General features: G+C 55.5%; 7 protein-coding genes. 3 read left to right on the top strand and 4 right to left on the bottom strand.

All coding sequences use genetic code 11. The features are described 5' to 3' along the window. Positions 1-2: 2 nt before the first annotated feature. Genes VGM48_RS08810 through VGM48_RS08795 form a run of 4 tightly spaced genes read right to left on the bottom strand, consistent with a single transcriptional unit; the run spans position 3 to position 6,304 of the window. The gene (locus tag VGM48_RS08810; RefSeq protein ID WP_331578129.1) at positions 3-3,491 is read right to left on the bottom strand and encodes a SusC/RagA family TonB-linked outer membrane protein; all 3,489 of its coding nucleotides are present in this window, start codon (positions 3,489-3,491) and stop codon (positions 3-5) included. Between the two features lie 24 nt (positions 3,492-3,515). Beyond that, positions 3,516-4,508, bottom strand: a complete 993-nt coding sequence (locus tag VGM48_RS08805; RefSeq protein ID WP_331578127.1) for a FecR family protein — start codon at positions 4,506-4,508, stop codon at positions 3,516-3,518. A 55-nt stretch (positions 4,509-4,563) separates the two neighbouring features. Next, complete coding sequence (locus VGM48_RS08800) at positions 4,564-5,124, bottom strand: RNA polymerase sigma-70 factor (RefSeq protein ID WP_331578125.1); 561 nt, start codon at positions 5,122-5,124, stop codon at positions 4,564-4,566. A 40-nt stretch (positions 5,125-5,164) separates the two neighbouring features. Then, a complete protein-coding gene (locus VGM48_RS08795; protein ID WP_331578123.1) occupies positions 5,165-6,304 on the bottom strand; it encodes an acyltransferase in 1,140 nt (379 codons plus the stop codon). Between the two features lie 212 nt (positions 6,305-6,516). Between VGM48_RS08795 and VGM48_RS08790 the strand changes: the two genes are divergently transcribed. The 3 genes from VGM48_RS08790 to VGM48_RS08780 all read left to right on the top strand — a co-directional run bounded on the left by VGM48_RS08790 (position 6,517) and on the right by VGM48_RS08780 (position 14,870). Then, on the top strand, positions 6,517-7,755 hold the full coding sequence (locus VGM48_RS08790; RefSeq protein WP_331578121.1) for a heparin lyase I family protein: 1,239 nt from the start codon (positions 6,517-6,519) through the stop codon (positions 7,753-7,755). Between the two features lie 216 nt (positions 7,756-7,971). Beyond that, complete coding sequence (locus tag VGM48_RS08785; RefSeq protein ID WP_331578119.1) at positions 7,972-14,049, top strand: malectin domain-containing carbohydrate-binding protein; 6,078 nt, start codon at positions 7,972-7,974, stop codon at positions 14,047-14,049. 86 nt (positions 14,050-14,135) lie between these two features. Continuing rightward, entirely contained in the window at positions 14,136-14,870 is a 735-nt protein-coding gene (locus VGM48_RS08780; protein ID WP_331578117.1) for a polysaccharide lyase, read from the top strand. The last annotated feature ends 72 nt before the right edge of the window (positions 14,871-14,942 follow it).

The following is a 14,942-nucleotide window of genomic DNA, read 5'->3' as shown; positions in this document are numbered from 1 at the left end:
TTTTAAAAGGAGATAGTCAGGTTTAGGCCGTAGGAGCGGGCTGTGGCCAGCTGACCGGTCTCCAGCCAGTTGAGCGAGGACGAGCCGGTAGCCAGTTCGGCGGGGTTGACGCCCTTCGGCGCTTTCTGCCAGATCATCCAGGGATTACGGGCGATGAACGCGATGTTCAGGCTTTGGAAGGGGAAGGAGGGAATGGCAGTTTTTGAGAAGGTATATCCCAGTCTTGCTTCCCGCAGGCGGATATAGCTGGCGTCCTCTGTCCAGGGATCGTAGATCTTGGAGCCAAGCACATTCCGGTAGTAGGCCCTTGCCGCCACGTAGGCCGTGACGGGCTTTCCGGTGACCGAAGAGATGCCCGAGATCTTAACGCCTCCGCCGGTGGCCGGATCGTCCCGGACATTCTTGCCTTTATCATTGGTTGCCGCTGTCTCGGCCGCCTGGCCGCTCTTTACGGCCAGCATCTTTGTCCAGCTGAGGAATTTGCCGCCGCTTTGGAAATCGATGGTCGCCGACAGGTCGAAGTTCATGCAGGTGATCGTGTTCACCCAGCCGCCGGTATACTTCGGCAGCACGTTGCCCAGCTTGTGGCCCGACTCGTACATCGGCAGGTTGCTGCCGTCGAGCAGGATCTGCCCTGTTTTGGGGTCCCGTTGATAGCCGTTGCCCACGATGGTGCCGAAGGCCTCGCCTTCATTTGCCAGGAGGAACATGTCCACGCTGGCGTAGCGGTTGTAGTCCAGTTGGTAGGAGTGAAGTCCGGGATACAATGAAATGATCTTGCTCGTGTTGTGACTGACATTGAAAGTGCTGGTCCAGCTGAAATGCTTCGTAAGCACGGGGGTGCCGCCGACCGTCAGTTCGATGCCATGGTTTTCGATGTTTCCGGCATTGATGACAGAGGTCGTATAACCGCTGGTTCCCGACACATCGAGGGGCAGGACGGCATTCTTGTTGTTTTGGCGGTAGAGGGTGGCGCTTAGATTCAGGCGGTTCTGGAAGAATTTCAGATCGAGGCCGGCCTCGTAGGAGGTACCGAGTGAAGGCTTCAGATTGGGATTGTTCAGGGTATCCGGCACATCCATGGGGAAGGTGCTGCCATAGGGCTGGCCCAGGTTATAGTAGCCGGTGGTCAGGTAAGGGGCGATGTCCGCGCCGGCCTGTGCAAAGCTGAGGCGGGCCTTTGCAAAGGATAAGGGCTGCCATCGCAGCAGTTCGCTGAATACGACGCTGGCGGATACGGAGGGATACAGATATGAGTTGTTGTTTTGCGGCAGCGTGGAGGAGATATCATTCCGCAGGCTGGCATCCAGGAAATAGGTATTCTTATACCCGAGCGTTGCCGACCCGTAGGCGCTTCTGACCTCTTTTCTTCGTTCGTAGTTGACCACGGCGGGTCGTTCCAGGGAGTTGGCGATATTATAAAACCCGGGGGTGACGAAACCGCCCGACGTCTCTTCCTGAAGATAATCATACCGCTGGGTAAGGATATTGCCGCCGAGGTTGGCGTTCAGGGAGAAGTCACCGAATCCCTTGTTGTATTGGGCGAGGAACTCATAGTTCATTTCTTTTGACTGGTATTTGCCGATCCAGAATGCCGGGGTGCCCCTTCCCCCAGGTGCATTACGGCCATCCAGGTTTTGGGTAAAGCCGTCTTGTCTTACGAAACCGCTGACCGACAGGCCGGACAAGGGGGTCCAGCGGAGTCCGACGTCTCCAAAGAACCGGTCGCGCGAGTCATGGGCCGGATTCTCATAGGCGTCGAAGTAGGGGTTGTTCCAGTCGATGGGTGTCGCATCATCGTATACGCCCTCCGAATTGGGATCATTTACATTCCATTGGTAAAAAGTGCCATCCGGATATTTATACTGCTTCAGCTTCTGCATATCCAGGTTTCGTTCAAACCACTGGTACATGTTGCGGGACCCCAGGGCCTGATACCCCTGTGAAGGGCGTTGCCCTTTGTTCTGCGCATAGTTCAGATCGGTGGTCGCCACCAGGGTGGGCGTGATGTTCAGCGATCCGCTGAAGGAGAGATTATTTCTTTTGAGGTAGGTATTCGGTTCGATGCCTTTGATGTCGGTATTGTTGTACGAGAGCCGGAAGGTGGTGTTCTGGCCGCCGCCCGTCATCGACACGCTGTTGTTCAGGGTGCGCCCGGTGACAAAATACTCTTTGATGTTGTTGGGATGCGGCACAAAGGGGGTCGCCTTGCCGAAGTCCGGGTCTGCCCGGTAAAAGCTATACTGTTGCCGTACCGGGGTGCCGTCCATTTTCGGGCCCCAGCTTTCGTCCCAGGTGCCATCGACATATTTGGTGTCGACGCCATTGATGGTGACGGTTTCGAAGTTGAGCGTGGAGCCGGCGCCATAAATATTTTGCAGGGGCATAAAATTGCCTGCTTTTTCTACCGAGGCGGCGGAACTGAAGGTCACGGTCGGCTTGCTGTTCTTACTGCCTTTTTTTGTGGTGATCAGGATGACGCCAAACTGTCCCCGCAGGCCATAGAGGGCGGATGCCGCCGGTCCTTTCAGGACGTTTACGGACTCGATGTCTTCGGGGTTGATATCCTGTGCCAGGTTACCGTAGTCCCGGCCGTTCTTGTCGGCGTAGTTGGTGTTGGTGATGGGGATATTGTCAACGACGACCAGGGGCTCCCCGTCACCGGTGACGGAGTTGACACCGCGGATCTGGATTTTTTGTGTTCCGCCCATGCTGGCTGATGAGGACCCGGAGACCTGTACGCCGGCGATCTTCCCGCCCAGGGAACCCAGGACGTTTTGCTCTTTGGCGACGGTAAGACTGGCGCCGCTGATCTGTTGGGTGGAGTAGCCTACGGATCGTTGCTTCCGGGTGATGCCGAGGGCGGTGACGACGACCTCGTCCATCTTGCCGCTGCCTTCCTTGAGGACGAAGTCAAGGTTGCCGACTTCGTTGTCGCGGATGGCGATGTCTTTCACCGTTGCTTCATAGCCGACCGCGGAGATCCTTACTTTATAGCTGCCGGCCTTCAGGCCCGTGATCGTGAACATGCCGTTGTTGTCCGCGGCGACGGCCCTGTTGGGGCCCTGGATGGTAATCGTCGCGCCCGGCACGGGTTCCCCTTTATCGTTCGTCACCCTGCCTTTGACGCCGCCGTCGAATGGGGTGGGGCCTTGCACTTCGGGCTTTGGGGCAGTCCTGACCTTTTTGATGATGATATTGCTGTTCACCTGTTCGTATCCCAGGCCGGTGTTGAGCAGCAGCATATCCAGCGCGCGGGCGACGGAGATATCGGTGCCCTCGCAGCTGACATCCTTATAGGCTGCGATGTCGCTCGTCTTGTAGGTAAAAGGCAGGCTGGTAAGCGCCTCGACCCGGCGTAATGCCTGTTTGAGAGAGACGTTTTTCAGTTGTATGGACACGGTCATTTTATTCAGATCCTGGCCGCGGCTATCCCTCGCCAACAGTAATCCGCCTGAAAGGAGCAACATACCCAGGAAAAATGCACGCATAAGCATATTTTGTTGAGTTTGGTTTTATTGGATGATATACCAGCCGTCGGATTGCCGGAGCATCGTGTCCGTCAGTTTGCACAATACCTGCAAGGCCTGTTCGATCCCTATTTCCCGTCTGAAGGAAGTCGACACCTTGAGCGTCTTTATTGCCTCGTTACGGATCGCGATCTTTACATTGTACAGCCTTTCGAGGTCGGCGATGATATCCTCCATTGCCTCGTCGTCGTAGGACATTTTGCCCTGTTGCCATGCGGCCACCTCAGCCGGCGCGATCTTTTTTTCCTCGACGGTATTGAACCGGCTGTTGACCTTTATCTGCTGGCCTTTGACAAGGGTCGCCAGGGGTATATTGTTATAGCTGACCTTTACTTTTCCGGTGCTCACCGAGACGATGATGTGCTGGCGGTCGGGATAGGCCTTTATATTAAAGGAGGTACCCAGCACGGTGGTGGCGATGTTCCCGGTGTGGATCACAAAGGGGACCTGGTCGGCGTGCCGGACGTCGAAGTAGGCTTCGCCGGAGAGGGTGACCTCTCTTTTGTTCTTTGTGAAATGTTCGGGGAATTCCAGGGTGCTGGACGCGTTGAGCCACACCTGGGTACTGTCGGGCAGGAGCAGGTATTTGTATTCCGAGGCTTCCGTTGTCTTTTTTTTGACGGTGGCGGTGAGGACCGCTACCGGGTGGTGTTTGAACCTGCCCAGCCAGAGGACGGGGGTGGCGGCGATCACCAGCAGGAGGGTGGCGACCACCAGCGGTCTGCGGGTTCGGTTGCGGGGTTGCGGAATTTTTGCCGGGACCTTGGCCTTTTCGTTGAGGACGAGCGTTCCATGCTCATTTACATAGGTTTGTATGGCCGGGGTGGATGGCGTCTCCGCGTATACCTGTTTGATCAGGCTTCTGAGTGTCTCGTCGTGAGTGGAGGCGCGGACATAGGAAAAAAGCTCTTCCAGCTCCTGGCGGGAGCATTTATTCTCGAGATATTGCCGGAAAAGGTATCGTACTCTTTCTTCCACTATAAGGAATGACGAAGCTGCGAAGAGGTATTCCTATCGGGTGGGAAAATTTTTTTTACAGGAAGAAGAACCTGGCGTTTCGGGCGACGAAGTTGCGGATGGACTGGAGGGCTGCGGAGAGCTGGTTTTTGACGGTATGGCGGGAGATGGACAGCTCTTCGGCGATGCGGGCGTGGTCGAGGCCTTCTTTCTTGTGGAGGCAGTAGATGCGGCGGCGCTGGGGCGGCAGGTGGTCGATGGCCTGCTGGATGATCCGGTTGTATTCTTTTGCTTCGAGCCATTCATCCGTCTCGTTGCGGGCCTGGGAGATATTGTTCCAAATGGCTTCTTTCAGCCGGTTGTCGGCGGCGGCCTTGCGGAGGAAGTCGATGACCTTGTTCTCCATGACGCGGTAGAGCCAGGCTTCCATATTGTGGATATCCTGCAGGTGATGGCGGTGTTCCCAGAGTTTGAGGAACACGTCCTGGATGATGTCTTTGACGTGTTGTTCGGATTTGACCAGGCAGAGGGCGAGGGTGTACAGCCTGTGCTCATGCTGTTGGAAGACGTCTGCGAAGAGGACTTCCAGGGCATGCTCGTCGCCGTTGCCGGCGGGGGGATGCAGGTAGCTGGTCATGATTAAAAATAATGAAAAATTAAGATTCCGAAAACGGGAGTTATCCCCGAGACCGGACCAGCACCTTTTTTCGCAGCCATTCCCGGACGGGTGCGTCGTAAAGGCGCAGATAGCCGTAAGCGAGGGTGACGCTGGCGGCGACGACTCCGGCGCCGACGACCCATGCTTTTGGCCCGAAGGGGATCTTATTCCGGGTGATCCATGCCGTATAGGTATAGATAATTGGATAATGGCTGATGTATAAGGGATAGGAGATGTCACCGAGAAATTTACAGAAGCGGGCGGACCGGGGGTGATGGATGACGCCGCCCGCGCCCATGGAGACGATGACGGGGAAGACCCCGATGACGATGACCGCCTCATACAGCCCGTTCATCCATAAGGAATGTTCGTCGCCGATCCTCGGGATGCTGAGCACGACGATCATGATGAGGCTGCACCAGCCGAATGCATGCGGTATCCGGATGAGCTTGCCGATACGGCAAAGCAGGACCCCCGCGCAAAAAGGGTAGAGCACGCGGGTAAAGCCGATGAACAGCTGGTCGCCGGTCAGGGACCAGCCGCCGATCAGGTCGCCCTCGTTGCCGAACAGCAGGTAGCCCGCGAGCAGGGCGGCTGCCAGGACAACGACGACGGACAGCAGGGTCCTGGAAAAACGGCGAAGGAGGGTGGCGTATAATATATTGGCGATATACTCATAAAACAGCGACCAGGCGGGGCCGTCGAGGGGATGCATCTCCTGCCAGCCGCGGATATCCATGGAGACGGGAACGGGCAGAAGTGTGGCGCCAATGATCATCAGCAGCAATACCTTCCAAACCGGGGTGCCTGCCACCAATGGAAACATCGGGCTTGCCTGAAAATAGAACAGCAGCGCCCCCACCACCGATCCAATGACCACCATCGGCTGCAACCGCACCAGGCGGCGTTTATAAAACTCCCACTGGGTCATCTTTGACCAACGATCGTCATAGGCATAAGCGACGACAAACCCCGACAGGGCGAAGAAGAAATCGACGGCAAGATAAGCGTGGTTGATCATCAGCTTGAAGCGACTGCCGTCGTCGAAGACTTCGTTGGTGTGCATCAGAACGACCATCACGGCGGCAACGCCACGCAGGCCGTCCAATATAGGGTAATGTTGTTTGGTGTCCAGGTTAGGGGATGATGACAAGCTCATTCTATAAATATAGTGGAATTTATTTATGGTGTGATTTAACGGTTTATAACGGGAAAAACTTCTGAGGCTGTTTATTTGTCCTTGCTCCGGCGGTTAATGGCATGTTTTTAGTTAAGTGACGGCAAAGCCGGATATAATGGCGACATTATATCAATTTCAAAAAACGTCCAATAATGAAAACATGGAATCCAGTATTACCCGTATGTGGGCTTATGCTGCTCGTTAATGCCTGTACAAAACAACAAGACCTCACCACCACACAAGATCCCAACACTTCAGCAGTCAAAGATGTAACTACCGCGTCCACCTCTTCGGTCTCCACAAGGATCGAGGCGGAGGACTATACCACCATGAGCGGTATTGAAGTGGAGGACTGCCGCGAAGGCGGAAAAGATGTTGGTTACATTTCGGTGGGAGATTGGATGGACTACACCATTAATGTAAACACAACAGGAAGCCACACGATCAGCTTTAGGGTTGCGGGACCCAAAAGCACGTTACAAGTTCAAAAACCCGATGGAACCGTACTGGCCAACGTCACCCTGCCGGGCACTACAAGCGGCCAGGTGTACACCACGGTCTCGAGTACGGTGCAGTTGAGCGCAGGCAAGCAAATCATCCGGATCTATGCGAACTCTGCCGCCTGGAATTTTAACTGGTGGGAGTATTCGGATGCCGCCGGGAGCATTGTAAAGCCGGACAGCACCACGACCAACACCGGGCAGAATCTGACGCTTTACTCTGCTTTTGAAAGCACCGCCGACTTCAGCAAGTGGAGCGAGGAGATCTGCCGGCCGACGGCGCTTACCATCAGCAGCGAGATCCCGGCGAGGAAAGGAAAGACCTCCGCCCGCTTCGAATTTGCGAAGAGCGACGTAACCAGTTATAATGGTTATGTACGCGCGGAGATCCACCAGGACAGTCCGCCGGATGCGGAAAACTGGTATGGCTTCAGCAGCTATCTGCCGACTGATTTTGTCAAAGACCCGATGGCAGAGAAGATTGCCCAATGGCATGAGATCCCTGACTGGGACCTTGGTGAGAACTGGCGTTCACCGCCCATTTCCCTCGGCATTCAAAATGACCGGTACACCCTGCAGATCCTATGGGCAGCGGCGAAGGTCAACACCAATGACACGAAGGACGGTGAAAAGGATATCGACCTGGGACCGGTGGACAAGGGCAAATGGAATGACTTTGTATTTCACATCAAGTTCTCCTACAAATCGGATGGCATCCTGGAGATCTACAAGAACAAGGTGAAAATATTCAGTCTCTATGGGCCCAACTCATTTAACGATGAGAACTATCCTTATTTCAAGGTTGGCATTTACAAATGGACCTGGAACGGCTGGGCCAGCTATTCTCCCGAAAGTAAACGTGTATTGTATGTAGACGAGGTTAGGATCGGCAACTCTAAGTCTAACCTCAATGAGGTATCACCACAATAAGAACAAGGAATTTAATTATATCCGGCATCGAGAAGGGCCCTGACGAGTTACCGTCGGGGCTTTTTTATTCCCTGGGCAAAACTGGGCAATAACGACGGGATTTAAGTTTTTACTTTTAGTTCCCGTTCACATCTACCTCACCACCTCCAAAATCCTATCTATCTCCCTTCCGACATTCAATATTCCTTCCTCGATTCCTGTCTCAAAACACGAAGCATGGAACAACTTCTACGCCGTAGAAAGGGACTTTACGGTCTCTTCATCGCCTTGATGCTGGCCTTTCTCCCTGTAAGCCTGAGAAGCCAGATCAGCTTTACCAACAGTCTGTTGAGCAACGCCACCGTGGCAAACCCGACCTCGCTGCAGTTTGGGCCCGACGGGCGATTATACGTGGCCCAGGCGAACGGCTTCATCAAAATATTCACGGTGGTGAAGAACGGGACTAACAGTTATTCGGTAACGGCAACGGAAACTGTCACCCTGATCAACAGCATTCCCAATCATAACGACGACGGCAGCCTGGCGCCTTCGGTCACTACGCGGCAGGTGACCGGCATCCTGGTAGTCGGCACCGCCGCGCAACCGATGATCTATGTAAGCTCGAGCGACAGCCGCGTCGGGGGGCCCGATGGCGACCTGAACCTGGATACCAATTCGGGTATCGTTTCCCTGCTTACCTGGACCGGCAGTGCCTGGACAAAACTGGATCTTATCCGGGGTTTGCCCAGGTCGGAGGAGAATCACTCGGTGAACGGCATGCAGCTGGATGCCTCCACGAACACCCTGCTGCTGTGCGTGGGTGGGATCACCAATGCCGGCTCGCCCTCGATCAATTTCGCCTATACCTGCGAATATGCCCTTTCGGCCGCAATTCTGTCTATCGACCTGAATGCCGTCAACGCCCTTCCCACGCAGGGGAGCGGCAATTCCGCTTTTAAATACGATCTGCCGACGGTTGACGACCCTACCCGCAGTAATGTGGGCAGCGCCGATGTGAACGACCCTTTTGGCGGCAATGACGGCCTGAACATGGCCAGGATCGTCCCGGGCGGGCCCGTGCAGATCTTTTCTCCGGGTTATCGTAATGCCTATGACATCCTGATCACCAAGACTCCCGGGAAAGCCGGAAGGATCTATACCATCGACAATGGCGCCAACCCCGGCTGGGGTGGTTACCCGGAAAACGAGGGGCCGGGCGGCAATGTGACCAATAATTATGTAACCGGGGAGCCTGGTTCTACGGGGCCGGGTATCAACGAAGCCCAGGTGGACAACCTCGACGGCCTGCATTTTATCGGCAATATCGGCACCTATGTGAAGGGAAGTTATTATGGCGGCCACCCTGACCCGATACGGGCCAATCCCAACGGCGCGGGGTTATATACCAATAATGGGACGACGGGGGTATTCAGAACGAGTAAGACCGGCGCCAATCCCCTGCCGGCGGATTGGCCGCCCGTGGCTGCGGCCCACGCGGTGGAAGGCGACTTCCTGATGCCGGGCAGCAGTGCTTCGCCTTCGCTCCTGACTTTTACCAATTCCACCAACGGCCTGGCCGAATATACGGCCTCCAATTTCAACAATGCGATGAAAGGGAACCTGTTGTCCGTGGACTATGGCGGCAATATGTGGTTGATCAAACTGTCGGCTGATGGAACGACCTCGATCAATAACAAGAATGCGAGCACCAAGTTGATCCAGGATGCGCCGCTGGCCGCGAATTTCGGCCAGGTGCCGCTCGATGTCATCGCCCAGGGCGATACCGGTCCGTTTCCGGGGACCCTCTGGGTTGCTGTTTACCAGAGCAATACCATCCAGGTTTTCGAGCCGCAGGACGGTGTCACCTGCACAGGACAGAATAACAACCAGGATGACGATAATGACGGCTATACGAATGCCGACGAGATCGCCAATGGCACGAATCCCTGCTCGGCCTCGAGCAAGCCTCCGGACTTTGACCAGGACCATGTGTCCGACCTCAATGATCCGGACGATGACAATGACGGCATCAACGACAATGTCGATCTTTTCCCGATCGACGCCAAGAATGGCACCGGAACCTTTATGCCTGTGCTGTATCCCATGTTCAGTAACCAGCCCGGAACCGGGTTCTTTGGGTTGGGTTTCACCGGACTGATGAGCAATAAGCAGGCTGCGAATGATTATCTGAAAACCTTCGATCCGAATAACCTGGTGGCAGGCGGCGCAGCCGGTGTCTTGTCGGTCGTCGCCGTTTCGGCCAAAGATGCGCTGGGAACCACGAACAACCAGGAAAATGCCTTCCAGTTTGGGGTCAACACCAGCAGTGGTGTACCCTTTACGGTGAATAGCCGGATGCTTGGGCCCTTCTTCAACAATCAAACGCCGGCGGGCGGCCAGTCCCAGGGCATTTATGTCGGTACGGGTGATCAGAGCAATTATCTCAAGATCACGCTCAATGCCAATGGCGGGGCCGGCGGCATCCAGGTGGTGACAGAGAATACCGATGTGCCGGTGACCAATCAATATGCGCTTTCGGCAGGTCTGAGCAGTATATCGACCATTGATCTTTACCTGTCTGTCAACCCGGTAGCCGGGACGGTACAGCCGGCGTATGCGATCAACGGCGGGACGAAGGTCAATCTGGGTTCGCCCATTACGGTAAGCGGCGCCCTGCTGAATGTGCTGCGCGGATCGGCGGCCACGGCGGTGGGCATTATTTCCACTTCGGTAAATGCAACACCCTTTACGGCCAGCTGGGACTATCTCAATGTCATCGCCGACACGGTCAGTAGTACCTGGGTGACGGTGGCGCCTTCCCATACGCCGAAATGGGTTGGGTACAGCATCATGTACGACAATAAAATGTGGGTGTTCTCGGGCTTCGATAGCTCGAATCTGGAAACGACACCCCATGTGGAGATGTATAATCCGGCAACGAATGTCTGGACCAACCAGGCGGACATGCCGTTCCCGGTGACCCACGCGGGCATCACCGTGGATGGTTCGACGGTATATGTGGCCGGCGGCTTCCTGGATGGAAACGTGGGTGGCGCCAATTCCAATAAGCTGCAGATCTTCAATATGGCCACCAACGTCTGGAGCCAGGGTCCGGTCCTTCCCGCCGTGATGGGCGGCAATGCCCTCGTCCGTGTGGGCCGCAAGCTCCATGCCTTTGGCGGCCTGCTGGCTGACCGTCAGACGGGTAACACGGCGCATTATGTGCTCGATCTCACCAATATTGCCGCGGGATGGACGAATGCCGCACCGACCCCATTGCCGCGTTGTCACTTCTCCTCCTCCTTCGTGGCCGGCAAAATTTATACAATCGGTGGCCAGGAAGGTCATGACGGCGCCTACCATGATGTGAACTATGTACAAGTATACGATCCGTCTACGGATACATGGGCCCAGTTGGCCAATATGCCCATTGTTCGCTCGCATATCGAACCGTCGACCTTTGTCATGGAAGGAAAGATCTACTTTGTCGGCGGACGAAGCGGCGCCGATAACAATATTCTCGGGACCGTCACCTCGTACGATCCCGCCACCGGCACCTTTGCCGATGATGTTCCCCTCCCCACCGGTGTGACCCTCTTTGGCTGTGCGGCCGAAGCCATCGGCGCCGAACTCTTCGTTGCCAACGGCGGGCTGAATAACTGTTGCGCACCGCAAACGACTACGCGCAAACGGGGGATTACCCGGATCCCGAATATGAAGATCGGTTTCCTGCCGACCACGCTCAACCTGACGGTCGCTGCCAGCAGCACGACCAGCAAGAAGGTGCTGCTCTGGACCTTAAGTGGGAATCCTTCCTTCACGATCGCGGCGCTCCCCGCCTGGCTGACCGTAGTGCCCTCTTCCGGCACGATCGACCTGCTGGGTGGTACGGAAATAACGATCACGGCCAATTCCAGTGGGCTGGCGGCCGGCAATTATAGCGCTACGGTGACTGCCAGCGCGGCTGGCTATCCGGATGCCACCTTACAGGTGAATCTGACGGTAACGGCCGCGAACCAGAAAGTGCTGTACCTGTATGGCAGTGTGCCGCCGGGCGAGGTGGATATGAAGCTGGCCGACACCGGCCCCACCGGGATGTCGCAATTCGCAACGGCGCTCCAGCAGGTGGGCTTCACGTGCACAGAGGCGCTCGATGCCAGTGTAACCCTGAATGCAGCGACCCTCAGCCCCTACAAGGTACTGATCCTGGGCTCGAACAACAGGAGGTTTACAGCCGCCGAACAGGCAGCCGTAGCCACCTGGGTGAATGCAGGCGGCGGCCTCGTGGCCTGGTCCGATGCAGCCTTTGACTGGGTAGACGGCGGCGTCAACAGTTATGGCGGTCAACTTAGCGACAACGATCTTACGCAACAGTTCGGCATGAAGTTCCTGCACGATAACGGGTCCAATGTGTTTACCCTGAACCAATGGGCCGTGAATCATTATATCAATAATTTCAACAAGAACGGCGGTCTTTCCATAAGAGCGGAAGGGGTAAGTCCCGTACGCACCACGGCTCCCGCGACCATTGTGGCTAACATGCCGGCGGGTTCTGTACTCAATTCCCTGGATGGCTCGCTCACCGCGGCGGATGCGGTGCTGTCGGTGGCCAAGCCCGGTTCGGGAAGAGTGGCCAGTTTCTGCGATCGCAACACCTTCTGGAATGCGGGAGATGGTACAACGATAACCGAGGTGGACAACAAGGTCTTTGCCCAACGACTGATCTTATGGGCCTCGGGTGTTCCCGATACCCAGCCTTCCAATGGGGCTGTTTACCGGATCAATGCGGGTGGACCGGGTCTCACCAACTCGATCGGGACCTTTGCCGCGGACAATTTCTTCTCCCCGGCGCCCGGCTTCACTTTCTCTACCACCGCGGCCATTGCGGGCACAACCGATGATGCGATGTACCAGACGGAACGCTCTTCGACCACGAGCAATGGGGTGTTCAGCTATGCCTTCCCCGTCACCAACGGTACCTATAAGGTGGTGCTGCATTTTGCGGAAATATACTGGACGGCAGCCGGCCAGCGCAAGTTTGACGTGAGCATCGAAGGCGTCAAGGTGCTTGATAACTTCGATATCTTCCAGAAGGTGGGCGCGAATACAGCGGACATCGAGAATTTCACCACGACGGTAACCGACGGCACGTTGAACATCAACTTTACCGCCGCGGTCAGTGAGGGTGGGGTAGACCAGCCCAAGGTATCGGCCATCGAGATCCTCAACACTACGGCTGCCAACCAGGCGCCGGTCGCTAATGCAGGGCTGGATACCACCATTGTCCTTCCGGCCAGCACCGCTATCTTACGCGGCAGCGGCACCGATGCGGATGGAACGGTCACCGGCTACAACTGGACAAAGGTTTCGGGCAGCGGCACCATCGCCTCGCCGACCAGCGCCACGACCAATGTCACCGGGCTGACTCAGGGCACTTCGGTCTTCCAACTGGTGGTCACCGATAACCAGGGCGCGACCAGTGCAGCCGACCAGGTGATCGTCACCGTAAATGCAGCCGGTACGACGACTATGTACCGGATCAATGCGGGGGGACCGGCCATCACCAATTCGATCGGGACCTTTGCTGCGGATAATTTCTTCTCTCCGGCACCCGGCTTTATTTTCTCTACGACCTCGGCTATTGCGGGCACCACCGATGATGCGATGTACCAGACGGAACGCTCGGCGACCACCGATAACGGAACCTTCAGTTATGCCTTCCCCGTCAACAACGGCAATTATAAAGTGGTGCTGCATTTTGCAGAGATCTACTGGACGGCAGTCGGCCAGCGCAAGTTTGACGTGAGCATCGAAGGCGTCAAGGTGCTTGATAACTTCGATATCTTCCAGAAGGTGGGCGCGAATACAGCGGACATCGAGAATTTCACCACGACGGTAACTGACGGCACGTTGAACATCAACTTTACCGCTGCGGTCAGTGAAGGTGGGGTGGACCGGCCCAAGATATCGGCCATCGAGATCCTGCCACAAAGCGGCAGTGCATTGCTTGCCGCTGCGTTCGATTCGCTGAATCAATCGTTACAGGCGCCGGCAACAGACACGGCCAGGGTATATCCCAACCCAAGCAGGGATGGTTGGTTCAAGGTAATGACGACCATGCAGTTCCATGCCGATGCCGAATTTATTCTGATGTCCTCGTCCGGGGCCACTTTAAAACGAGGCAAATTACCGCCCCAGGTACCGGGAACCGCCATGTGGTTGGATTTCTCAAGGGAAATGCGGGCTTCGGGCGTATACTATTTACGGCTGATGGATAAAAATCGATTGACGGTTCTCAAGCTTATGCGGGAATAACAGTGAAAAACCAGAATCACATATCCATGCCTGTTCTGTTCTGTATTGCTTTCCTTCTGCTGTTACCCTCAGCCAAACGGAAAGGCATGGATGTTGATGTCCTGCTGCTGGAATCGACCTTCGAAGATGCGGGGGATCTTGATAAATGGACCAAGGAGATCTGCCGGCCGGATGCGCTGCGCATCAGCACGGAGACGGCGCGAAAAGGGAGATCGTCGGCCCGGTTCGAATTCATGAAATCGGATGTGACCAACTATAATGGCTATGTCCGGGCCGAGTTGCGGCTGGGCAGCGAAACGGACAACGAACGATGGTATGGCTTCAGCAATTATCTGCCGGCGGATTTTGTAGCAGACCCGATGGCGGAAAAGCTTGCACAGTGGCATGATGTGCCTGACTGGGACCTGGGAGAGAACTGGCGCTCGCCGCCTATTTCCCTGGGTATCGAGAATGACCGGTATTACGTTCAGATCCTGTGGGCAGCCGCCCCGGTGAATACGAATGACAGTAAGGATGGCGAAAAAAAGGTGGATCTTGGGCCGGTTGATAAAGATAAGTGGAACGACTGGGTCTTCCACATCAGGTTCTCTTACCGGGCGGACGGTGTTTTGGAAATATGGAAGAATAAGCGGAAGATATTCAGTTATTATGGCCCCAATTCCTTTAATGACCGATACCTTCCCTACTTTAAAATAGGAATTTACAAATGGGGCTGGAAGGGGTGGGCGCAGTATTCGCCGGAAGAAAAGCGCGTTGTGTTCTATGACGAGGTGAGGATCGGTGACAGTCATGCCAACCTGGAACTGGTTTCCCCAAAATAGCAAAGGCCAGAATTTCTTCTGGCCTTTTTGTTGCACCCGTTTTCATCCTGAGAAAAGAGTTTTCCGGTGATG

Source organism: Puia sp. (assembly GCF_036500295.1).
In the GTDB taxonomy this organism is placed as follows: Bacteria; Bacteroidota; Bacteroidia; order Chitinophagales; family Chitinophagaceae; genus Puia.
The sequence above is the reverse complement of the archived record's forward strand: the minus strand, read 5'-3'. Positions and strand labels throughout refer to the sequence as shown.